Source organism: Bacteroides sp. (genome assembly GCF_029057325.1).
In the GTDB taxonomy this organism is placed as follows: Bacteria; Bacteroidota; Bacteroidia; order Bacteroidales; family Bacteroidaceae; genus Bacteroides.
Genome location: NZ_JAICZW010000185.1, coordinates 1 through 22,893 on the forward strand (window position 1 = coordinate 1; position 22,893 = coordinate 22,893).

Genomic DNA, 22,893 nt, shown 5'->3' on the forward strand with positions numbered 1-22,893 from the left:
CTCACTAACTCCTGCGATACATCACGCCTAACTACCTCCCATAGAGACGGTGGTCAGGCAGCACGACCTTCCGCACGACCTTCCGCACGACCTTCCGCACGACCTTCCGCACGACCTTCTTCTTTTGAGGCTTCCTGCACACTCAAAAAGGTACGATACGCATTGATACTTTTCCAATACAGCTCATGCTCCTCCTTATTAAGAGAAGCAACATCGGCGATTTCTTCCAGTTTCTCAAATACGGCTTTGCGTGCTTTGAAAGGCATTCGTTTCAGGGTATCCATATTCTTTAAAGTATAAATCCAGCGTTCAAAATCAGTCTCACACTCTTCCTCTTCTTTATTGAAAACAGGCAGAGCAAGGAAAATCTGCCGCATCTTATCGGTAAATTGCTCTCCTGTTTCACGGTCGGCAAGGATAACGTCTGTACGAAACTTAACGTTATCGTTGAGCAGAAAGTTCATGAAGAACACACCATAGACGGCTTTTATGTCGAACCGCCAATTGTCGCCCGCCTGCCCTTGCCGTGCCACAGCATGAGACAGATAGAACAAGGCACGCTCCTTGAAGTGCACTTGCGATTTGTTTTGCATCTCCACGATAATCTTCTCGCCCGTATCGGTGGTGCAGAAGATGTCGTATATCAAGGCACGTGCGTCTTCCCATTCGGGCAGCTGCTCGTTATTCAGGAAAGTGAGGTCAGTTATCACGCGCTCGCCTTCCAACAGGTCATTCAGGAAATCTATCAACAGGTCTTTTGAAATCTCCTGACCAAAGATTTTTTTGAATCCGTAATCGGTGAACGGATTGATAAACTTACTCATAACGTTGTGGTTCTTTTCATTAGGACTGCCACAAAGATAAGGAAATACTCTGAAAAGGCAAGAACAGGGAAGTGTTTTTTTGGAACAGCACTTCCCCTGTCCTCTTCCAGATACTTACTCTCCACCGCCACCGTTTCCACTGCCGCCGCTCTTCACATCATCGTTGCTGATGGTACGCGCCGCTTTCTTCACACTTGCCTTCAGCTCGCCGATGCGGTAGCTGACGCTGATACCGAAGCGCTGGCGACTATACTTATAACAATTTTCACGCAAGAAGCCATTACCTTCGGTAGTAGAACTTTGCTCCATATAGTTCTTGAAGAAGTTGCTGGCAAAAGCGGACAAAGTGAGACGCTTCTTCAGGAACGACTTGTTGACATTCAGGCTGTAATCGAAGAAACTGCTTCCCTTGCCTTGCAGCATAATCCACGGAGTCTGCCCAAAGACATTCAAGCTGACGCGCCAATCGTGGGGCAATGTCTGTTGCACACCACCGAACGCAAAAAGACTCCAACCATCGTTGCACATGCCCTCACCGCCTTTTAAGTAAGAGTAATCACCACTCATATTCATGTAGATACGTGTGCGAGAAGTGGCATTCCAATTGACATAGGCACTCATGCTGGCACGACGGCTCTTGCCGATATTGGCATACGTAGAATAGAGCACATCCTTGCCCGTAGGATTCTTCAAGCCTTCGATTTCTGTATCAGGCATGAGCACAGTCACGCTTTCAATACTATTGTTGGTAAAAGAGTAGCGGGCCGAAAGGTTGATATTAAACTTCCGTGTGAAGTTGCTGTAACTCAAATTTAAGGAGTGGCTCTTCTCACTATCCAGCTCCGGATTACCCTGGCTGATGTAAGAAGGGTTGGAATCGTCCAAATAGGGATTCAACGACCAGATGCCCGGGCGATAGATACGCATATTATAGCCCAAGCGCAGGTTGGACATGTCCGTCAGTTTGTAACCTATGGAGGCGGAAGGCACCACATCATCAAAGTTCTTCGTGAAATCCTCACCTCTACCCACCAGGTACTTCACATCTTGGATGGTATGCTCATAACGCAATCCCAACCTACCCGAGAATTTCTTCACCTTCAAACCATATCCCAAATAAGCGGCAAGAATGTCGTTCAGGTGCTTGTAATGCGAACTCTGATCTTTATTGTACTCATATTTCCCGGCATCGTCCTCATCGAAGCGGTCGTTCTCCGAAGAGTTGTTGCGCAAGATATACTTGGCACCGGCTTCCAGTGTATGTAGTTTACCAATGGGCGTAGTGTAGTCGGCCTGGAAGGTATGTTCGGTAGTGTTCTGATTTCCGTCATTATGCAGGTTCCGCAGGCGGTTCAAGTAATCCTCCCAATTGGGGCTATAGCCCTCCTCTATATCATATTCCGTGTAAGAATTAGAGGTTTGCGGACGGGTATTAATCTTATAAGAGAAGGTCAGCATACGGTCCTTCACCTTGAACAGGCGTTGGTAGTCGATGCCTCCATCGATAGAGTACCATGATGACTTGCTGTGAGAATATGTGGAATAATCATAGAGAGGATCCGCACCCACAGACATGGGTGAAGAAGCGAGATAGTCCATAGTTCCTCTATTCTTGTTTCCGCCACCCCACAGACCGAAGGACATGGTGACCAGACGCAACGTGTCTATCTCGTAGCTGGCCTCCATACTACCCGACTGGAAAGAACCGTTTCCCTTGCTATTACCACTATAGTTCAAGTTAGAGGAATTTTCGGTTACGGCTTCCGATGTCACGAGCTGGCTACCGCTACTATAAGAGCGCGGTTGGTTGTTATAGTTATAGTTGTAGCGGGCACTGACCGTTAGTTTGCCGCTCTTTATCGTACCGAAGGCACCGCCTCCCGCGCCACGGTTGCTGGCGTTTCCGCTGAAGGTCACGGTGTAGCCTTCAAGCCCGCCGCCCACGGTGACGATATTCAGAATACCGCCCACCCCTTCGGCATCGTACTTAGGACCGGGATTGGTGATTACCTCGATGTGCTTGATGCTGTTGGCAGGCATGCTCTTCAGCACCTCTGTAGGGTTGTTGCTCATCATGTTGTTGGGCTTTCCATTGACATAGACCTTGAAGCTGCTGCTTCCGTTCACCTGTATGTTGTCTTCGCCGTCCACCGTCACCAGCGGCACTTTGCGAAGCATCTCCAACAGAGAATTCGATTGAGAATCAGGGTCATCCTGCACGTTATACTCTATCTTGTCGATATCCGCTTTCACCAAAGGCTTTTGGGCGACCACTTCCACTTGGCCCAGTTCGTTGGAGGCATCCGTGATGTAGAGCGTACCGAAGTCCACCAACTTCTCTCCCGCCTTCACCGAAAACTCCTTCACGATGGGCGTACGTCCCACGGAAGTAATGGTCAGCACAAAGTTGCCTGTACCGGGCACTTTCTCTTGGAATTGACCTTTCATGTTCGTCACCAGCATCTTCAACGCTTTCGCGGGAGCCTCTTTCTTCACAACTTTAATGGTAGCATACGGTTCACCTTCATTGGTTAGCGAGTCTAGCAAAACTCCTTTAATCTGGAAAGAAGAAGTTGCCGTGTTTTGTGCCATTGCCAGACCGGACACCATCAGCATCCATAACAGCACCATCCATTTTGTTCTCATCTCATTTTTAGTTTTTAGTTATCATTTCTGTTTATTGTCTTTACATTAGACGTTATCTGCCTATATTTTGTCACAATAGAGTGGACAAAATTAGCCTCTTTTCATATTTTTACGAACAATCCGTAGTTAAAAAAAAGAAAAAGGAAGGAGTTTAGAGGAAATGAAAGAACAATAACAAACAGACATTAACCGCAATCACAAGGCCGAATCCACGTCCTATCCATGGACGTAACGGGCTCTTGCTGCCCGCAAAAAAGAGCGCATAGCACATGTTCACGGCAATGTTGCTGACAATCGCCTGCATGCAGCAAGCCGTAATCACCCATACCGCCACGCTACCCGTGCCCTGCAACAGGTTCAGGATGAAAGGAGTGATATCGCTGAACCCCGATACAAAAGAAAGCAAGTTCAATCCGTCCGTCCCCGCATATATCAGCGTATAATGCGTCAGGATGGTGAAAGCCACAAACAGCACCGCAAAAATCAGCGCCACCTTAAACTCCAGCGGATTGCTGCTGTCCTCTTCCTCATCCGCATCGGCGCCACGCTCTCCCCGTTCACGCTTGGAATGCAGATACAACGCCACACCGGCCGAGACAACCGCCATAGCCAACAGATAGGGATAAATGCTCAACAACGTCTCCCGGCTGAAAATGCCTATCAATATCAGAAAGCGAAGGAACATCATACTTACGGCCAACAACATCGCCGCCACGTATTCGGGCGCATCTTTCGCAGAAGCCTTGCGGCTCTTCCGCGCCAACACGGAAATAGTAGCCGTACTGCTATACAGCCCTCCTACAATGCCCGAAACCAAAATGCCGGACTCACGAAAGACATAGCGCTTCAACAGATAGGAAAGATACGAGATACCGGAAACAACCACCGTGGCAAGCCAAATGCTATAGGGAGTCAGGTTGATGCCGGGGATGAGGTTCTTATCGGGCAACATCGGAAGGATGATGCCGCTGATGGCAAGGAACTTGGCAAGCGTAATCATCTCATCGTTCTTCATCCGCTGCGCCAATTCGGTGAACGTATGTTTCAGTTCGGTAAAAAGCAGCACCGTCACCACCACCATCACATAGAACCAAGAGGGCTGTGTGGCCACGATGGGGGCTATACAATAGGTGATAAGCGCTATAATAATGGTAGTTACTCCGAAAACGTGGTATTGCGACTGCTTCACATAGTAATTCAGTGCAAGCAGCAGCCCCAGCACAGCCCCGCCTCCCATAAACAGCCGATAATCCGCAGGGTCGAGAATATAGAGCAGATAGCCCAGTATGCCGATGAAGGTAAAAGTACGGTCGGTGCCGAATTGCGTAGTCTCCCCTTCGCGCTTCAAGCTGATTTTACGCTGCGAAAGCCCGATAAGCAGAGAGAACAGGGTGACCAATACAAAAATGACCAGTTCGCGTGGCAAGTAGTGATAAAGTTGTTCCATAGATTCTGAAAGAGTTATCGGGAGTTAGAGGAAGTTATTCGGAAGTTAAAGGCCAATAGTCCTGCTAGTGGGAGTCCCCCGCCTGCCTCCATTTGGTGAAAGGACGGGCTTTCAGTTGCGAATTATAGTAACGGACATCTCCCGTCACTTCCCGTCCGATGAAGTCAGGCTTTACGAAAGGCTCCTTTTCTGAAGCAAGTTCCACCTCGGCGACAATCAGCCCTTCGTTTTCGCCATGAAACTCATCCACTTCAAAGACATGCCGACCGCTACGCACCAGATAGCGCGTCTTGTCGATGATGCCCGGCTCGCACAACTTCATCAATTCTTCGGCCTCCTCCAACGGAATCTCCTTCTCCCATTCGTAACGACTGATGCCCGTGGCATCGGTCTCTCCTTTGATGGTGAGATAGCCTTTCCCGTTGCAGATGCGCACCCTGACAGTCCTCTCCTGCGCACTGCAAATATAGCCCTGCGCGATGCGGCTCCGCGCGTATGCCTGCGACTTGTACTCACCCGTCACAAGATACTTACGTTCTATTTCCTGCGGCATGTCGTAGTGCGTTTTATCAAGCCCAATAAGAATAACCCACAAACATGGCGATTACCAAAACAATGGCTACTATGCCGATGGTAATCATCACTTTCTTGGCTTGTTGTTCTTCTTTCCGGCTGTATGCCGCTTTCTTCTTACTTTTTCCCATAGTGTTTCTGATAGTTTAAAATTCAATGATGAGCAAAGTAAGAGTAATTTCGGGGAGTTTCCAAATAAAAAAGGGAGAAATTACTCTCCCTCTCCTGCAAATTCCATTAAATATGCTTTGATAAAGCCTTCTATCTTGCCATCCATCACGCCGTTCACGTCGCTGGTCTGGAAATTGGTGCGGTGGTCTTTCACGCGGCGGTCGTCGAACACATAACTTCGTATCTGGCTGCCCCACTCGATTTTCTTCTTGCCCGCCTCCACTTTCGCCTGTTCCGCCATGCGATGCTGAAGCTCCTTATCGTAGAGCATGGAGCGGAGAAGGCGAAGGGCGTTCTCACGGTTCTTAGGCTGGTCGCGGGTTTCGGTGTTCTCAATCAAGATTTCCTCTTCCTCGCCCGTATAAGGATCTTTGTACTGATAACGCAGACGGACACCCGACTCCACCTTGTTGACGTTCTGGCCGCCGGCTCCGCCGCTTCGGAAAGTATCCCACGACATACGTGCCGGCTCGATGTTCACCTCAATCGTATCATCCACCAGCGGAGTGACAAAGACGGAAGCGAAGGAAGTCATACGTTTGCCCTGCGCGTTGTAGGGCGACACACGCACCAGACGGTGCACTCCGTTCTCCCCCTTCAGATAGCCGTAGGCATAACTGCCCGAAATCTCGATAGTACAGGTCTTGATACCCGCCTCGTCTCCTTCCTGAAGGTTGGCGATGACAGCCTTGTAGCCGTTGGTCTCGGCATAGCGCAGATACATACGCATCAGCATGCTTGCCCAGTCCTGGCTCTCCGTGCCACCGGCTCCGGAGTTGATTTTCAGCACACAATCCATCTGATCGGCCTCCTCGCGAAGCATGTTCTTGAGTTCGAGCGCCTCCACAGCCGCAGCTGCCTTGGCATACGCCTCATCCACCTCTTCTTCGGTCACCAATTCATCTTTATAGAAGTCGAAGGAGAGTTGCAACTCTTCGGCAAGCGTAGCCACTTCCTGATAGCCCTCAATCCATTGCTGCAAGCCTTTCACCTTCTTCATCTGCGCTTCGGCAGCCTTCTGGTCGTCCCAAAATCCGGGAGCCTGCGTGCGAAGCTGCTCTTCTTCCACCTGTATCTTCTTTCCTTCGATGTCCAGATAGCGGTTCAACGCTTCGGTACGCTCCTTGATATTCTTCAGTTGTTCTACGGTAATCATATATTTTTCCTCTTCTGTCTTTCGGACGGCAAAGGTATGAAAAAAACGCAATTACTCAAAAGGCAAAGGACTGAAATAGCGAGGAATGGCTTTTTCCGCCTATCGTCCACCCGCCATGAACGTTTCAACAAGCCCCTCTTTGGCCCGCAGACGAAGCCTCATCCGCAAGCCCACTTTTTCAAAGGAGCCAACGCATTGATTATCAGGCACAGAAAAACAGCTTGACAGACACTTGTGTTCAAGACGACAAACACTTGTGTTTGAGAAGACAGACACAAGTGTTTGAGAGGACAGACGCAAGTGTCTGTCAAATAGGGGTATATTGAGGCCGATTGCGAGGGTTGTTCCCTTGCCGTTCGATTCTGCCAACGGGCTCTTTCTTTACTTTTTCTCAGAAGCCTCACCGGCAACCGATGCCCGTCGCCCTCACTTCGGCGACGGCGTATCAGTCGTACATTTTATCAATCATCTCCTTATAATTCTTCGCCACAACCGCACGCTTCAGCTTCAATGTATTCGTCAGCTCACCCCGTTCCATGCTGAACGGCTCGGGCAGCAGCGTGAATCGCTTCACCTGCTCGTAGTGGGCAAACTGCTGTTGCAGGGTGTCGATGCGGGCACGGAATAGGGCCTGCACCTTAGAGTGTTGCAGCAACTCTTCCATGGAGTTGTACTCAATTCCCTTCTCCTTGGCATACTCCTTCACACAGCCATAGACGGGCACGATCAGAGCCGAAACGAACTTGCGCTGGTCGGCTATGATGGCTATCTGGTCGATGTAACGGTCAATGGCAAGCTTCGCCTCCAGTGCCTGCGGAGAGATGTACTTGCCGTTAGAGGTCTTGAACAGGTCCTTAATGCGTTCCGTCAGGTAAATCGTGTCCCCCTCTATGCGGCCGGCATCACCGGTATGGAACCAGCCATCGGCATCAATCGTTGCCGCTGTGGCTTCCGCTTTCTTATAATATCCCGGAGTGATGGTCTTTCCACGGAGCAATATCTCGTTGTCCTCACCGATTTTGGCCTCCAGGTCAGGCATCAACACGCCTACCGAACCTATCACAAAGTTCTTGGTGGGGAAACACGAGACCGTGGCGGTCGTCTCCGTCAGTCCGTAACCCACCACCATATTGATGCCCACCGAATGCACGAATTCGCACACCTCGTCGGATACAGCCGCTCCTGCCGTAGGGAAGAAAATGCCGTTCTCTATGCCGATGGTCTTTTTGAGCAAGGCATACACCGTCTTTTCGTAGAACTTGTATTTCAGGTGAAGCATCAGGGGCGGGTTCTTCCCTTTGCGCACGTAGTCCAGGTTGTGCACCCGTCCCACCTTGATGGCATCCAGCATCAAGGTCTTCTTCAAGCCCGTCTCCTGCCCGATGCGCTCCTGCACGCCTTGATAAACCTTCTCCCAAAAACGGGGCACACTGCACATCACTGTGGGGCGAATCTCCTTGATGGTTGTCTGGATGTCCTGCGGACGCAGGTTGACACAGATTTGCGTTCCTCGCTGCAAGCAGACGTATGTCCACCCGCGCTCGAAGATGTGGGTCAGGGGGAGGAAGTTCATAGAAACATCCTTATCAGTCAGTACAGGGATGCGGATGTCGTGCGTGCGGAACGCTTCCATGTAATTATAGTGCATCAGCATCACGCCTTTCGGCTCGCCGGTGGTGCCGGAAGTATAAAGGATATTGGCGATATCATTGTCCGAAACGGTTGCCGTACGCTCCTCCACGAGGATATTGTAGGGCAAGCCTTTCCCCTTCTCCAGAAACTCGTCATAGTAAATGGAAGTCGTGTCGCGCGGGTCGCGAACCACGGAACGGTCAAATATAATAAGTTGTTGCAGGGAGGGACAGAATCCGAACACGCTAAATGCGGCATCGTACTGAAACTGCTCGCCTACAAACAGATAGCGTATCTGCGCATCATTGACAATATATTGCACCTGTGCCGGTGCGCTGGTGGCATACAAAGGAATGGTCACCGCCCGGTTGGCATACGCGCCGAAGTCCATAAAAAGGCATTCCGGCTTGTTCTGCGAAAAGACACCGATATTCTCCTGCGGCTCCACGCCCAAAGCCACCAAAGCATTGGCCGCCTGCCGCACGGTTTGTGAAAACTCATTCCAAGAGATAGGAATCCATTGCGAAGTTTCATAATCCCTGTATTTCAGGGCTGTTTTGTCTCCATACTTCTCTGCCTGGCGATGCACCAGCACAGACAAATGATGATAACTCATGACTCTTTATATTGGTAAATATGGTGCAAAGGTAATAGTTTCATTTGAAACAACTTCGATATAAAGAATGAAATCTCTGACGAAAAGGAAATACAGCCGTTTTTTATCACATATTTCTTGTCCATATATCAGATTCGCTCTATATTTGTCCTCGATAAATTATCATAAACCAAATGCTTACTAACATGAAAAGGTTTTTCGCATCAGTGGTCATCTTGGCTGCTTCGTTGAGCGGTCTCCATGCCCAAGACAATCTGAAATGGGGAGCAACAATCGGTATGAACTCCAGTAATTTTTCTATCACGGGCTTCGACAGCAAGGTAGGCTTCCATGCCGGAGTAAAGGCGGAAGTGGGACTGCCGCAAGTCTCTGACGGGGTCTACCTCGACCTGGGCGCCCTGCTTACGCTGAAGGGAGCCAAGATAGACGGAGGCTCTGCTGCTTCTATCAAGTTCAATCCTTACTACTTGGAAGTACCGGTGCACATCGGTTACAAGTATGCAGTGAACGAGAACTTTGCCATATTCGGCAATGCCGGCCCTTACTTGGCCGTGGGTCTTTTCGGCAAGGCCAAAGTGGAAGGAGATCTTATTGACGAGCTTGACGTGGAGGGCAACTCTACCAATGTGTTCGGCGACGATGCCATGAGCCGTTTCGACCTGGGCCTCGGGCTGAAGGCCGGCGTGGAGTTCAACCAAAAGTTCCAAATTGCCATCGGCTATGACTGGGGAATGATAGAGAACATCAAGGACTCGGGCAACAAGAACCGGAACCTGATGCTATCGCTCAGTTGCCTCTTCTAAACGGATTGAAGATTTGCAAGAACTTGGCGCAAGCTCAATAAGCGATAGCACACAGACCGCATGCTGTTAAAGCTACCATGCTGCATGTCAATTCTCCTTCTGGGAGGAGGAGAATTGACATGCGGAAGGTTGTTTTTAAGGATGCTCCAAGTACTCCCCAAACCCAAATAAACAACTCACAGAAGGATGCTGCATCAGACGCATCGTATAAACCCATTTAACCATTGATGACTTACGACCTACCTACCCTGACATCCGAAGCCATCGGACTGCTACAATCACTGATAGCCATCCCTTCCCCAAGCCGGGACGAGGGGCAGGCAGCCGACTGCCTGCAAAACTACATCGAAATGCAAGGAATGACAACAGGACGCAAAGGCAACAACGTCTGGTGCCTCAGCCCGATGTTCGACCTCCACAAACCGACACTGCTGCTGAACTCGCACATCGACACCGTGAAACCCGTAAACGGATGGCGGAAGCCCCCCTTCAAACCGACCCTGGAGAGCAATGGAAAACTCTACGGACTGGGAAGCAACGATGCCGGTGCAAGCGTGGTCAGCCTGCTGCAAGCATTCCTGACACTGTGCCGCACCACGCAGGCCTACAACCTGATATTCCTGGCCTCGTGCGAGGAGGAGGTGTCGGGCAAAGGCGGCATCGAGTGCGTACTGCCGGAACTGCCGCCGATAACATTCGCCATTGTGGGCGAACCTACCGAAATGCAGCCCGCCATTGCCGAAAAAGGATTGATGGTGCTGGACGTAACCGCCACCGGACGGTCGGGACACGCGGCACGCAACGAAGGAGACAACGCCATCTATAAGGTACTGGAAGACATCGCTTGGTTCCGCAACTACCGCTTTCCCAAAGAATCATCCCTGTTAGGTCCGGTGAAGATGAGCGTGACAATGGTCAACGCCGGCACGCAGCACAACGTCATCCCCGACCGCTGCACCTTTGTAGTGGACATCCGCAGCAACGAGTGCTACAGCAACCAAGAGCTGTTCGACGAAATCCAGAAGCACATCACCTGCACGGCTGTACCCCGCTCCACACGTCTGAGTTCCTCGCACGTGGCACCGGAGCATCCGATTGTTCGGAAAGCCGTAGCCATAGGGCGCACCCCCTTCGGCTCCCCCACCCTCTCCGACCAGGCGCTGATGCCCTTCCCTTCTCTGAAGATGGGACCGGGAAAGAGTGCCCGCTCGCACACGGCGGATGAGTTCATTTTTGTGAAGGAGATTGAAGAGGCGATCGGGATGTATCTGGAGCTGTTGGATGGGGCAAAACTGCTGTAAACGATTGGAAATAAAACTTGCCGAAGATTTGTTCATTCCAATATAAATTGCAATATTTGCATAAAACATATTGTGTAATTGAAAACAACAGATGAAATAATAGCTATCCTCCGTAAGTTCAAAGATGAATTTGGAGAGAAATATGGAATCGAAAAGTTAGGGCTTTTCGGTTCTGCAGTTCGTGGCGAGCAAAAGGAAGATAGCGATGTGGATGTTTGTGTGCAACTTCAAACCCCAGATTACTTCACCCGAATGGAAATAAAAGAGTTCTTAGAGCAACGTTTGGAGGTTAAAGTAGATGTTGTTTCTCTGAGCGCAATGATGCGTACCTTGTTCCGGAATCATATTGAAAAAGATGCAATCTATATCTAAGATAGACATATTGGATATGCTTCTATTTGTAGAAGAACGGATTACATTGACTATTGAAAGATGCAACCGCATTGTTTCGGTGAATGATTTTTTATCTTCCCCTGATAAAATGGATGTTTTTGATGTAACATGTATGCGTTTGCAAACAATAGGAGAAGCTATAAAGAATATTGATAATCTGACTAATCACCAATTATTGGCTGATTACGATAACATCCCTTGGAAAAGCATAATCGGTTTGCGCAACATTATTTCTCACGAATATCTATCAATAGACCCAACTGAAATCTTTAGAATCGTCAAAATTCATCTTCCCAAACTACTTCCTGTGATTTTACGAATCAAAGATGATATCAATACCGCTCCTTGAAGATAGAACCGGGAAATCCTATCTGCTATCTTTTGCTTATACAACAGAACAAATTATTTATAATCAGCGCAAAGACAATATTTTTCAGCAGTATCTCCCAAGTTGGCACATTTTCATTTCCTAAGTTGGCAAAAATACGTTCTCATCATCTATTCAGCCACGGCTCCGGATTCAGTTTCTCCTTCTCCTTCCTCAACTGGAAGTGCAGCACGGTGCGTCCGTTGTCCGAGTTGTCGGAGAAGATTTGGCCGATGGTCTGTTTGGTGGTGACATCATCCCCCTGCTTGACGGAAGCGGAAGAGAGGTTGCAATAGACGGAAATGTAGTTGCCATGACGGATGAGGATGTTGAACAATCCGTTCAGTTTGAAGACCGCCGCCACTTTACCGTTGAAGATGGCACGCGCCTGCGCACCGGGCTTTCCCTGAATATCGATGCCCTTGTTATCTAGTTTGACATTGCGCAAGCCTTCTACGGCGTATTGTCCGTAGTGACTGGTAATGATATAAGCACCCGTAATGGGCATGGGCAGTTTGCCCCGGTTGTTGACAAAGTTTCCGGAGAGTTCACGATCTGCCTTGCTCATTGAAAAAGCCTCCACAGGAGCGGTGGTGTTTTTGGGAGTGGCAGAAGCGGTGGTCTTGTCCGCACTCTTCTCCTCGGCCTTCTTGCGGGCGGCCGCTTCACGGCGTGCCTCTTCCGCCGCACGCTTGCGGGCTTTTTCTATCTCTTCCGCTATCAAGCGGTCGATGCGGGTGTTCAACTGATTGGCTTCGCGACGTTTCTTGTTAATCTCGTTTTGCAATCCCTGCTGCTTCTTCTGCAAATTGGCTACCAGCACCTTTTTCTCTTTCTCCTGTTCTTCCAGCTTGGCTTTTTCCGCCTCGCGCTCCTTCAGCAACTCTTCTTTGGCACTCTTCACCTGACGAAGCTCCTGCCTCTTGTGCTTCACCTGCTCCTGCTTTTTCAGCAGTTCTTCTCCCTGCAAACGCTGATAGGTGGCATATTCGCGCACATAGCGCATCCGCCGATACGTTTGCGACAGGTTTTTGGCAGAGAAGATAAACATCAGTTTCTCTTCAATGGAACGGTTCTTATACAGATATTGGACAGACGATTCGTATTTCTTCTTTTTGTCCTTCAGTTCGCGTTGCAGACGCGCCAACTGCCGTTCCAAAGAGGTCAATTCCCGTTCGATGGACTCCACGTCGTTGTTGATGGCCAGGATATAACGCTTCCGCTCTTCAATCTGTCCTGTCAATGCCGCCAGTCCGCCCAGTTGGCTGCCCACATCCTTCTTGGTGGTCTTCAGCAAAGATTCAGACTCCGCAATCTGTTTCTGCAAAATGCCACGCTTGTTCTCCAGCTCCTTGATCAGCTTGTTGGACTGGGCAAGAAGCGGGGAAGCCTGCAAGAAGAAAGCGAAGAGGAGGAGAAGGAAACGGGAGTTCATGGGAAGGGGCAGATTTCAGATTTATGATTTAGATTTCTCAATTATCAATTATCAACTGTCAATTATCAATTGCAATCGTCAATTGTCTCAGGAGTTCCTTCAGTTCCACTTCCTTGTATTTCTGTGAAAGCTGCGTAGGGGTTATTGAAAACTCCTTGTTGGAGAAGTTCGAGAGTTCTACTCTTCCCTCCTCCAGAGAGGCGATTCCCAGCTCTTTTGCCGTCAGCACCCTTTTACCGCCGGGTTTGGAAGCGGCATAGAGCAGTTTCTCCAGATGGGCGAAATCGGCTTTCTTGGGCAGCAGCCGCCTCAGTTCCTTGCGTGTGGTCCGCACATAGCGTTTCCCCATACGGTCCACCAACAGGATGTCATCCGGAGTGACCTCCATACGCGCCACTTCCGTCCGGAGTATCGGCATCAGGAAGGAGAGTTGCATCCGTTCGCCGCTCTTCAGCTTCATGGTGCCGTTCACCGTGAGCGCCGCATCCTTGTGAGGAACGGTCAGTTGCACTTTGGAAGAGAGGTAGCCCGTATCGCCCAAAGCACTACCTCCCTGGCGGGAGGTCTTACATCCGGCCAGGCACACGGCCAGCACGAACAGCAGCGGCAAAAGGCGGAACGCCCTCACCGGCTCTTTATTCAACAGGTTTGGTTTCATCTGCTATATATTTCTTTTTTTGTATCTTCTGTTTCAATGTCTTCGACTCGCTGCCCATATCCAGCGCCTGCTGCCAGTACTTCAAGGCACCCTCCACATCTCCTGTCATGTAATAGATGTCGCCGCAATGCTCTACAATGACATTGCTTTTCTCTTCGTCGCTCTTCATCGCATCGTCTATGTAGAGACGGGCTTCCGCATAATTGCCCTTTTCAAACAATATCCAGGCGTAGGTATCGAGGTAAGTGGCGTTGTTCGGCTCCGCTTTCACCGTCTTGTAACTCATCTCCTCCGCCTTGTCCAAATCGCGGCGTTCCACGGAGAGGTAGTACGCATAGTTGTTCAGGGCACTGATATTCGAGGGGTTATAGACCAAAGCCGAATCGTAGGCGGCATACGCCTCTTCGTTCCGGTTCCGGCTGTGATGGACATCGCCGATAATCGCATAGAAGTCGGATACCACCTCCTTCCTACTGTTCTCGTTGACGTGTGCCAGTGCCTTTTGGCAGACGGCGAGGGCATCGTCCATCCGCTCCGCCTGGTTATAGCCGATGGCAAGGTAGAAATAGAACTCTAACATATCGGGATTGGACTCCACACCGGCTTCGCAGAGGGCTATTATCTCTTTGTAGTCTTCCCGCCGCACGGCTTCGCCCAGCAGCGTCATGCGTGCCGCCGTATGGGTAGGCTCCACGGCAAGGAGCTGCCTCAGGACGGGAGCGGCCTCCTCGTTCATCTCTTTGGAAAGGAGGTATTGCGCATACAGCATCAGCAGGTCGGCATTGTCGGCTTCCTGCTCCAGGATTCGGTCGAAAAGCGTGATGACACGTGTGCTGTCCCTGCCCTCCTGCTCGCCTTGCACAATGAACCGGCGCATCACGTTCAGCTTGGTGGCCGAAGCCACCTTCTTGTTCAGGAGCAAGGCATCCAGCTGCTGCTCGTGCAGCTCCTTCTGCCCCGTCTCTTCATAATAGGAGGCGAGCGAATACATCGCCATCGCATTATCCGGCTCTTCCGCCAGCACTGTCTTATAGATTTCGTAGGCCTGCTCCTTCTTGCCGTTCTGCATATAGACATCGCCCAACACCACCCGGTAGCGCATGTCGTTGGGGTATTCTTCCACCAGGCTCTCTATTTCGTGGAAGGCATTCTTGTCGTCCTTCTTTTGCAGGTAGATGCGGAACTTCTCCATGCTGAGCTGCTCGTTCTTACCCATCCGCTCCTCCAGCGTGTTCAGTATGCCGATGACCTTGTCGTACTCCTCCTGCCGGTTGTAGATGTCCAGCAGGCTGTACAGCGGATCCAGCTTGTCGGTGAAGCGATTTTTCATCCCTTCCAGCAGAGCGGCGGCCTTTTCCGTTTCGTTCTGTTGCAGATAAAGGTTCGCCAATCCCTGGCTGTACCAGTAGTTGTCGGGTGCATTCTCCACCGCTTTCTCCAGAGCGGTTTGTCCCAACGCCTTCTGCTTGAGAAACATATAATACTGCGCCACCTCATACAAGGCCGACGATGCATTCGGGTTAATCGCCAGGCAGTGCTGCAACAGGTCGAAAGCGGCGCCATACTCCTTCTTCACCTTCAGACGTGCCGCTTCCAGAAAATAGTAGTCGTAGCGCCGTTGCTGTTCGGGAGTAAGTTCCTGTATGGTAGGCACAACCGTCTTTTTCGGTTTCTTGCTTCTCTTTTTCTCCTTTCCAGGCGCATTCGCCGCAGCCAGAGGAGCCGCTCCGCCGACAACGCCGCCTGTCACCCCGCCCAACAACGCTCCGTACGAAGAGAGGCTGAAAGAGCAGGCCAAAAGAAAGAGTATTGTTTTCAGACTGATTTTCATCTGTTTAGCTATAAGTTTTTTAGACCATAATATTGCGTTTGACAAACACTTGTATTTGAGACGACAGACACTTGTGTTTGACGAGACAGACGCAAGTGTTTGAGACGACAGACACAAGTGTCTGTCAAACGAGTCAATATATACCTATTTCTTGCCCGTATGACCGAAGCCTCCGGCACCCCGTTCCGTCTCGTCCAGTGTTTCCACTTCCTGCCACACCGCCTGTTCGTGGCGTGCTATCACCAGTTGGGCGATACGTTCTCCATCTTCAATCACAAATGTATCGGCAGAAAGGTTCACTAGAATGACACAAATCTCGCCGCGGTAATCGGCATCAATCGTCCCGGGGGAGTTCAGCACCGTCACTCCCTTCTTGATAGCCAGTCCGCTGCGGGGGCGCACCTGTGCCTCAAAGCCTGCGGGCAGGGCTATATAAAGGCCTGTAGGCACCAGGCACCGCTGCATAGGGGCCAGTAATAGAGGTTCATCGAGGTTAGCACGGAGGTCCATCCCTGCGGACAACGCCGTGGCGTATGACGGAAGCGGATGCTTCGATTTATTGATGATCTGCACGTTCAGCATGATATGTTTTCTTCTTTGTAAGTTCTTATTCTTTATTTAATTGGGCGAAAATACGGCTTTTAAAGGAAAATAGTGATACATTTGCAGTTAAATAATAGTAACTTCAACGCAAAAGAACCATGATGAATTGGAATACCCTCCTATCTGCCAAACGTTTCGGACTGGAAGAGTTTCACCAGGAACGTCACGAAAACCGTTCGGAATTTCAACGGGACTATGACCGCCTTATCTTCTCCGCCCCCTTCCGACGATTGCAAAACAAGACTCAGGTATTCCCGCTGCCCGGCAGTATCTTTGTACACAACCGACTGACGCACAGTCTGGAAGTCTCTTGCGTAGGCCGTTCATTAGGCAATGATGTCTCCAAAGCCCTCATTGCCTGCCACCCGGAACTGCAAAACAGCTACCTCACCGAGATAGGCTCCATCGTCTCCGCCGCCTGCTTGGCACACGACTTGGGCAATCCGCCCTTCGGACATTCGGGCGAACGCGCCATCTCCACCTTCTTCTCCGAAGGGAAAGGAATCTCCCTGAAAGAGCAACTGACATCCGCCCAATGGGAAGACCTGACCCACTTTGAGGGAAACGCCAACGCCTTCCGCCTGCTCACCCACCAGTTTGAAGGAAGACGGAAGGGAGGATTCGTCCTCACCTACTCCACCCTGGCAAGCATCGTGAAATACCCTTTTTCGGCAAGTCTTGCCGGCAAGAAGTCAAAATTCGGATTCTTCACCACCGAGGAAGAGAGTTTCCGCCGCATCGCCGAAGAGCTGGGCATGAAGAAGCAGAACGACTCTCCGCTGAAATATGCCCGCCATCCATTGGTCTATCTCGTAGAGGCCGCCGACGACATCTGCTACCAGATGATGGACATCGAAGATGCCCACAAGCTGAAAATCCTGACCACGCAGGAGACCAAAGAGCTGCTTCTCTCCTACTTCTCGGAAGAGCGCCGGGCACATCGGCTCCGGACAATGGAGATTGTGAGCGACACCAACGAGCAGATAGCCTACCTGCGTTCCAGCGTCATCGGACTGCTTATCGAAGAGTGCGTGCAGGCCTTCGTCAACAACGAAGAGGCTATCCTGGAAGGGGAGTTCGAAGGAAGCCTCATCAAACACATCTCCGAACTGCCCGCCAATGCCTACAGCCACTGCTCCGCCCTCTCGCAAGAGAGGATTTACCGCTCACGCGATGTGCTGGACATAGAGCTTGCCGGATTCCGCATCATCAGCACCCTGCTCGAACTGATGATGGACGCGGTCGCCTCACCGGAAAAGGCGTATTCACAATTGCTCATCAACCGTGTATCGAGCCAATATCACATAAAGGCAACCGCGCTCTACGAAAGGATACAGGCCGTACTGGACTACATCTCCGGCATGACCGACGTCTTCGCGCTCGACCTCTACCGAAAGATAAACGGAAACAGTCTGCCGGCAGTATAAAGACGGTCGGACTGACATTTTGCAACAAGACAAGCCGCCAGACAGTACAACAAAGAAACAACACACAATAAAATTAAATATTTCATTTATATTTTGATTTCAAAATGATAGTTCATACTTTTGCCGTACAAATAAGAATGAAACTTTAAAACAATCTAATCATGGAATCAAAAAGAATAGAAGCCACTCGCATAGAAAGCGACTTAATCGGCGCCCGCGAAATACCCGCCAGTGCCCTGTATGGAGTTCAAACGCTCAGAGGCATTGAAAACTTCACAATCAGCAAATTTCATCTGAACGAATACCCTTTGTTCATCAACGGACTTGCCATCACCAAGATGGCTGCCGCCAAAGCCAACTATGAACTGGACTTGCTGACCGAAACACAAAAAAATGCCATCATTACCGCCTGCCAAGAAATCATCGACGGCAAACACCATGAACAATTCCCCATAGACATGATTCAAGGCGGCGCAGGAACCACCACCAACATGAACGCCAATGAAGTGATTGCCAACCGCGCACTGGAAATCATGGGACACCAACGCGGCGAATACCAATTCTGTTCGCCCAACGACCACGTGAACGGCTCGCAATCCACCAACGATGCCTACCCCACCGCCATCCACATCGGCATGTACTATTCACACCTCCGCTTCCTGCCCCACTTGCAGGCACTGATAGAGGCATTCCGCCGGAAAGGAACGGAATTTGCCTCCATCATCAAGATGGGACGCACCCAGTTGGAAGATGCTGTTCCCATGACTTTGGGACAGACATTCAACGGCTTCGCCAGCATCCTGGAAGATGAAATCCACCACCTGGACGAAGCGGCAGCAGACTTCCTGACCGTGAACATGGGAGCTACCGCCATCGGAACCGGTATCTGCGCCGAACCGGGCTATGCCGAGAAATGCGTGGCAGCACTGGCAGAGATAACAAAGTTCCCGTTCAAGCTATCCAACGACCTGGTAGGCGCCACTTCCGACACCTCCTGCCTGGTAGGCTACGCCTCTGCCTTGAAGAGAGTGGCTGTAAAACTGAACAAAATCTGCAACGACCTGCGCCTTTTGGCAAGCGGTCCGCGCTGCGGATTCGGAGAGTTCAACCTGCCCGCCATGCAGCCCGGCTCCTCCATCATGCCCGGCAAGGTCAATCCGGTCATCCCGGAAGTGATGAACCAGATTTGCTACAAAGTCATCGGCAACGAGCTTTGCGTCACCATGGCCGGCGAAGCCGCCCAGATGGAGCTGAACGCCATGGAACCTGTCATGGCACAATGCTGCTTCGAATCGGTAGATTTGATGATTAACGGTCTGGACACCCTGCGCACCCGCTGCGTGGAAGGCATCACAGCCAATGCGGAACGTTGCAGAACATACGTGCACAACAGCATCGGCGTTGTCACCGCACTGAACCCCGTCATCGGTTACAAGAATTCGACCAAGATAGCCAAGGAAGCCTTGGAAACCGGACGAAGCGTTTATGAGTTGGTATTGGAGCACGGCATCCTGAGCAAGGAAGACCTCGACACCATCTTAAGCCCCGAAAACATGCTGCACCCCGTGAAACTGGATATACATCCGAAGAAATAAGCGGAAAACAATTCCACTATAAAACAAATCACCCTTGCCGCAGTCAGCTGTGACAAGGGTGATTCGTTTTATCCAAATTTATCCAAACAGATTACATATCTATGTCCGTCAGGTTGAATTTCAGGTCGAACGAGAGTTCCACACGGTTGGAGAGCTTTACCTCATATTCCCGGCGGTTTTTCTCTATCTTTTTGACCGTAGTATCGGGATAGTTCTTCCGGATATACTCCTGAATCTGGGCCGGCACGATGGCAGAGGGGACGGACGATGCCTTGCAGTCTATCTCTTCCCAATTGCCCTTACTGTCAAAATCGATGTGTGCACCGTCGGTAAAGATTACCTCATAGCTCTTCGACATGAGTTCGGTCTCTACTTTGGCAAGCGCCACCTTACGGTCGGCAAAATGCTGTTTGATGAGTTGTTGCGCCGTGGCGGGAAGTTGGTTCACCTGAATGGGCTTCTCGTTGTCGGCACGAAGGACTGATGTGCACAAGGTGAACAGGCACACAAGGAGGAATGTCAATTTCTTCATGATTCTTTCTTTTTAGAGTTGAAAATCTATTATTTATTTCATACACAAGTCCTGAAAGCACTTTGTACACTCCAGAACCAATACAAATCTAACAAATAAATGAAGAGTTTGTTTATCGGGAGAGCTTAAAATAAATGAAAAAAGGAGGTATGCCGCTGTTTCGACACCCTCCTTCTTTTATACTTGATATCTAATAAAAATTATTATCAGCTGCGGTTCGCACGCTTGCGCTCCAACTCATCAAGGATAACCTTGCGCATGCGCATGGACTTCGGAGTTACCTCTACATATTCATCCTCCTTGATGTATTCCAACGCTTCTTCCAAAGAGAATTGTACGGGAGGAATCAGGCGCGCTTTCTCGTCCGAACCGCTGGCACGCATGTTGGTCAGCTTCTTGGACTTCGTGACGTTGATTACCAAGTCATTGTCGTGGGAATGTTCGCCCACCACCTGACCGGCATATACCTCCTCCTGCGGGAAGATGAAGAACTTACCACGGTCCTGCAACTTATCGATGGCGTATGCGAATGCCGTACCGCTCTCCATGGCAATCATTGAGCCGTTGGTGCGGCGCTCTATCTCGCCCTTGTAGGGTTGGTACTCCTTGAAGCGGTGCGCCATGATGGCCTCACCGGCAGAGGCGGTCAATACGTTGGTACGCAGCCCGATGATGCCGCGAGACGGCATGTCGAACTCCAGGTTCACCCGTTCGCCGGTGCTCTCCATCTTCACCATTTCGCCCTTACGACGGGTCACCATATCAATCATCTTGCTGGCATATTCCTCGGGCACGTTGATGGTGAGCTCCTCGATAGGCTCGCACTTCACGCCGTCAATCTCCTTGAAGATAACCTGCGGCTGACCCACCTGCAGTTCGTAGCCTTCGCGACGCATGGTCTCAATCAGCACAGAGAGGTGGAGCACACCACGGCCTGAGACAATCCACTTGCCGTCCTCCTCGCTCTTGCGTACGCGGAGTGCCAGGTTCTTGTCCAATTCCTTCGTCAGGCGTTCGTGGATGTGGCGGGAAGTGACGAACTTACCCTCCTTACCAAAGAAGGGAGAGTCGTTGATGGTGAAGAGCATGCTCATGGTAGGCTCGTCGATGGCGATGGGCGGCAATGCCTCCGGGTTCTCGTAGTCGCAGATGGTGTCGCCGATTTCAAAGCCTTCGATGCCCACCAGCGCACAGATATCGCCCGAGGAGACCTCCTGCACCTTCACGCGGCCCATGCCCTCGAAGGTATGCAGTTCTTTGATTTTGGACTTCACGATGCTGCCGTCACGCTTTGCCAGAGAGACATTCATGCCTTCACGCAACGTGCCACGGTGCACGCGGCCCACGGCGATACGTCCGGTATAAGAAGAGTAGTCTAACGAAGTCACCAGCATCTGCGGCGTGCCTTCCAACTGCTCGGGAGCAGGGATGTTCTCCAGAATGCAGTCCAGCAAGGGGCAGATGTTGTCGGTCGGCTGCTGCCAGTCGGTGCTCATCCAGTTGTTCTTTGCCGAACCGTAGATAACGGGGAAGTCCAGCTGGTCTTCGGTGGCGTTCAAGCTGAACATCAGGTCGAACACCATTTCGTACACCTCTTCGGGGCGGCAGTTGGGTTTATCCACCTTGTTCACCACCACGATAGGTTTCAGTCCTATTTCCAACGCTTTCTGCAACACGAAGCGGGTCTGCGGCATGGGACCCTCAAAGGCATCCACCAGCAGGATGCATCCGTCCGCCATGTTGAGCACACGCTCCACTTCGCCGCCGAAGTCGCTGTGTCCCGGAGTATCGATGATGTTGATTTTGGTGTCTTTGTAGTTGATGGAGACGTTCTTCGAGAGAATCGTTATACCTCGCTCACGTTCCAGGTCGTTGTTATCCAGCATTAATTCACCTGTGCTTTGGTTGCTTCGGAAAAGGTTTCCGGCCAAAAGCATCTTGTCAACGAGCGTCGTTTTCCCATGGTCCACATGGGCAATAATTGCAATGTTTCGAATGTTTTGCATACAAATACCTATTATTTGGGGCGCAAAGATAGTGATTTTGTATGAGATACATGATAGAAACACGGCTTTTTGTGATACTCCGGCAAATGAGAAAGTCGTACGGAAGTGTGCCGTTTTTCTGCCGGAAAGAGGCGGTTTTCCTCAATAAATCCTTATATTAGCGGCTTAAATCTGAAAAAAATGATTTTAAATCCGGGAAATAGCATCAAATTGAACGAACAGGAGTACCATGATGTCTTCAAGGCATATTATGGTTCACTCTGTTCGTTTGCCTGCCAGTATGTGGAAGACCCGGAGCTGGCAGCCGACATTGTGCAAGATGGTTTTGTCAAGCTGTGGCAACTGCGCAACGACTTCTACTACCGCCACCAGGTGAAAGCCTTTCTCTACACGACAGTGCGCAACCGCTCGCTGAACGAACTGGAGCATTCCAAGGTTGCCTACGAATATGAACAGAAAATCAAAGCGAAACAGACAGATGCTTTCTTCCATGATGCCGTGGTGGAAGAGGAGACGCTCCGGATGCTTTCGAAAGCCATCGGGAAGCTGCCCCCGCAGATGAAGGCCATCATGCAGCTGGCGTTGGAGGGAAAGAAGAATGCCGAGATTGCCGAAGCCCTCCAAATCTCTCCCGAAACGGTGCATACACTTAAAAAGACAGCTTATAAGAAACTGCGTAAATACCTTACGGATTACTACTATTGTTACCTTCTTCTTTTTCTGTAACTTAGAATCAAGCAGAATATTCGAATTTCATTCAGGCCGTTACTAACTTCCAGAGTACCTGAAAACAAGTGTTATGACGTTGATAAATAACTCCTCTTTTACCTATAAATAAGTGAGCTGTTTGCAGCCAGCCAATAGGCTGTTTATAGAC

The 22,893-nt window shown here is 50.4% G+C and carries 20 protein-coding genes; 7 read left to right on the forward strand and 13 right to left on the reverse strand.

Going from position 1 to position 22,893, the window contains the following annotated elements:
* Window positions 1-53: 53 nt before the first annotated feature.
* The 7 genes from K2G43_RS12370 to K2G43_RS12400 form a co-directional block, all read right to left on the reverse strand.
* On the reverse strand, window positions 54-824 hold the full coding sequence (locus K2G43_RS12370) for an Rpn family recombination-promoting nuclease/putative transposase (RefSeq protein WP_300155670.1): 771 nt from the start codon (window positions 822-824) through the stop codon (window positions 54-56).
* Window positions 825-938: 114 nt separating this feature from the next.
* On the reverse strand, window positions 939-3,470 hold the full coding sequence (locus tag K2G43_RS12375; RefSeq protein WP_297642007.1) for a TonB-dependent receptor: 2,532 nt from the start codon (window positions 3,468-3,470) through the stop codon (window positions 939-941).
* A gap of 151 nt (window positions 3,471-3,621) precedes the next feature.
* On the reverse strand, window positions 3,622-4,917 hold the full coding sequence (locus K2G43_RS12380) for a DUF4010 domain-containing protein (protein ID WP_297642008.1): 1,296 nt from the start codon (window positions 4,915-4,917) through the stop codon (window positions 3,622-3,624).
* 64 nt (window positions 4,918-4,981) lie between these two features.
* Window positions 4,982-5,470 (reverse strand): CYTH domain-containing protein, encoded by a 489-nt coding sequence (locus K2G43_RS12385; RefSeq protein ID WP_297642009.1) that lies wholly within the window; start codon window positions 5,468-5,470, stop codon window positions 4,982-4,984.
* A gap of 16 nt (window positions 5,471-5,486) precedes the next feature.
* On the reverse strand, window positions 5,487-5,621 hold the full coding sequence (locus K2G43_RS12390) for a hypothetical protein (protein ID WP_297642010.1): 135 nt from the start codon (window positions 5,619-5,621) through the stop codon (window positions 5,487-5,489).
* A gap of 80 nt (window positions 5,622-5,701) precedes the next feature.
* The gene (gene prfB / locus K2G43_RS12395) at window positions 5,702-6,817 is read right to left on the reverse strand and encodes a peptide chain release factor 2 (protein ID WP_297642012.1); all 1,116 of its coding nucleotides are present in this window, start codon (window positions 6,815-6,817) and stop codon (window positions 5,702-5,704) included.
* A gap of 445 nt (window positions 6,818-7,262) precedes the next feature.
* Window positions 7,263-9,065 (reverse strand): long-chain fatty acid--CoA ligase, encoded by a 1,803-nt coding sequence (locus tag K2G43_RS12400; protein WP_300155675.1) that lies wholly within the window; start codon window positions 9,063-9,065, stop codon window positions 7,263-7,265.
* 185 nt (window positions 9,066-9,250) lie between these two features.
* On the opposite strand from K2G43_RS12400, the gene K2G43_RS12405 reads away from it, so the two are divergent.
* The 4 genes from K2G43_RS12405 (at window position 9,251) to K2G43_RS12420 (ending at window position 11,911) form a co-directional block, all read left to right on the forward strand.
* On the forward strand, window positions 9,251-9,868 hold the full coding sequence (locus tag K2G43_RS12405; protein WP_297642014.1) for a porin family protein: 618 nt from the start codon (window positions 9,251-9,253) through the stop codon (window positions 9,866-9,868).
* A gap of 227 nt (window positions 9,869-10,095) precedes the next feature.
* The gene (locus K2G43_RS12410) at window positions 10,096-11,169 is read left to right on the forward strand and encodes a M20 family metallo-hydrolase (RefSeq protein WP_300155678.1); all 1,074 of its coding nucleotides are present in this window, start codon (window positions 10,096-10,098) and stop codon (window positions 11,167-11,169) included.
* A 78-nt stretch (window positions 11,170-11,247) separates the two neighbouring features.
* On the forward strand, window positions 11,248-11,541 hold the full coding sequence (locus K2G43_RS12415; protein WP_297642016.1) for a nucleotidyltransferase family protein: 294 nt from the start codon (window positions 11,248-11,250) through the stop codon (window positions 11,539-11,541).
* Window positions 11,525-11,911, forward strand: a complete 387-nt coding sequence (locus K2G43_RS12420) for a HepT-like ribonuclease domain-containing protein (RefSeq protein WP_297642017.1) — start codon at window positions 11,525-11,527, stop codon at window positions 11,909-11,911. The genes K2G43_RS12415 and K2G43_RS12420 overlap by 17 nt, the downstream gene beginning before the upstream one ends.
* 145 nt (window positions 11,912-12,056) lie before the next feature.
* Here the strand turns inward: K2G43_RS12420 and K2G43_RS12425 are convergent, their stop codons facing one another.
* The 4 genes from K2G43_RS12425 to dut form a co-directional block, all read right to left on the reverse strand.
* Entirely contained in the window at window positions 12,057-13,364 is a 1,308-nt protein-coding gene (locus K2G43_RS12425) for a peptidoglycan DD-metalloendopeptidase family protein (protein ID WP_300155683.1), read from the reverse strand.
* A gap of 58 nt (window positions 13,365-13,422) precedes the next feature.
* Window positions 13,423-14,022 carry a DUF4292 domain-containing protein gene (locus K2G43_RS12430; protein WP_297642021.1) on the reverse strand — a complete coding sequence of 200 codons (600 nt, stop codon included), beginning with the start codon at window positions 14,020-14,022 and terminating at the stop codon, window positions 13,423-13,425.
* Window positions 14,000-15,853, reverse strand: a complete 1,854-nt coding sequence (locus K2G43_RS12435; protein ID WP_297642023.1) for a tetratricopeptide repeat protein — start codon at window positions 15,851-15,853, stop codon at window positions 14,000-14,002. The genes K2G43_RS12430 and K2G43_RS12435 overlap by 23 nt, the downstream gene beginning before the upstream one ends.
* A 144-nt stretch (window positions 15,854-15,997) precedes the next feature.
* On the reverse strand, window positions 15,998-16,432 hold the full coding sequence (dut, locus tag K2G43_RS12440; RefSeq protein WP_297642054.1) for a dUTP diphosphatase: 435 nt from the start codon (window positions 16,430-16,432) through the stop codon (window positions 15,998-16,000).
* Between the two features lie 122 nt (window positions 16,433-16,554).
* Here dut and K2G43_RS12445 point away from each other — a divergent pair, with 122 nt between their 5' ends.
* Both K2G43_RS12445 and aspA read left to right on the forward strand, forming a co-directional pair.
* Complete coding sequence (locus K2G43_RS12445) at window positions 16,555-17,883, forward strand: deoxyguanosinetriphosphate triphosphohydrolase (protein ID WP_297642025.1); 1,329 nt, start codon at window positions 16,555-16,557, stop codon at window positions 17,881-17,883.
* 161 nt (window positions 17,884-18,044) lie between these two features.
* Window positions 18,045-19,478, forward strand: coding sequence for an aspartate ammonia-lyase (gene aspA, locus K2G43_RS12450; protein WP_297642027.1), 1,434 nt, complete (start codon window positions 18,045-18,047; stop codon window positions 19,476-19,478).
* 91 nt (window positions 19,479-19,569) lie between these two features.
* On the opposite strand, the gene K2G43_RS12455 is transcribed toward aspA, so the two are convergent.
* The gene (locus K2G43_RS12455) at window positions 19,570-20,010 is read right to left on the reverse strand and encodes a PepSY-like domain-containing protein (RefSeq protein WP_297642029.1); all 441 of its coding nucleotides are present in this window, start codon (window positions 20,008-20,010) and stop codon (window positions 19,570-19,572) included.
* Window positions 20,011-20,216: 206 nt separating this feature from the next.
* Window positions 20,217-22,016 carry a translational GTPase TypA gene (typA, locus tag K2G43_RS12460; protein ID WP_297642030.1) on the reverse strand — a complete coding sequence of 600 codons (1,800 nt, stop codon included), beginning with the start codon at window positions 22,014-22,016 and terminating at the stop codon, window positions 20,217-20,219.
* Window positions 22,017-22,196: 180 nt separating this feature from the next.
* Here typA and K2G43_RS12465 point away from each other — a divergent pair, with 180 nt between their 5' ends.
* Entirely contained in the window at window positions 22,197-22,742 is a 546-nt protein-coding gene (locus tag K2G43_RS12465) for an RNA polymerase sigma-70 factor (protein WP_300155723.1), read from the forward strand.
* Window positions 22,743-22,893: the final 151 nt, after the last annotated feature.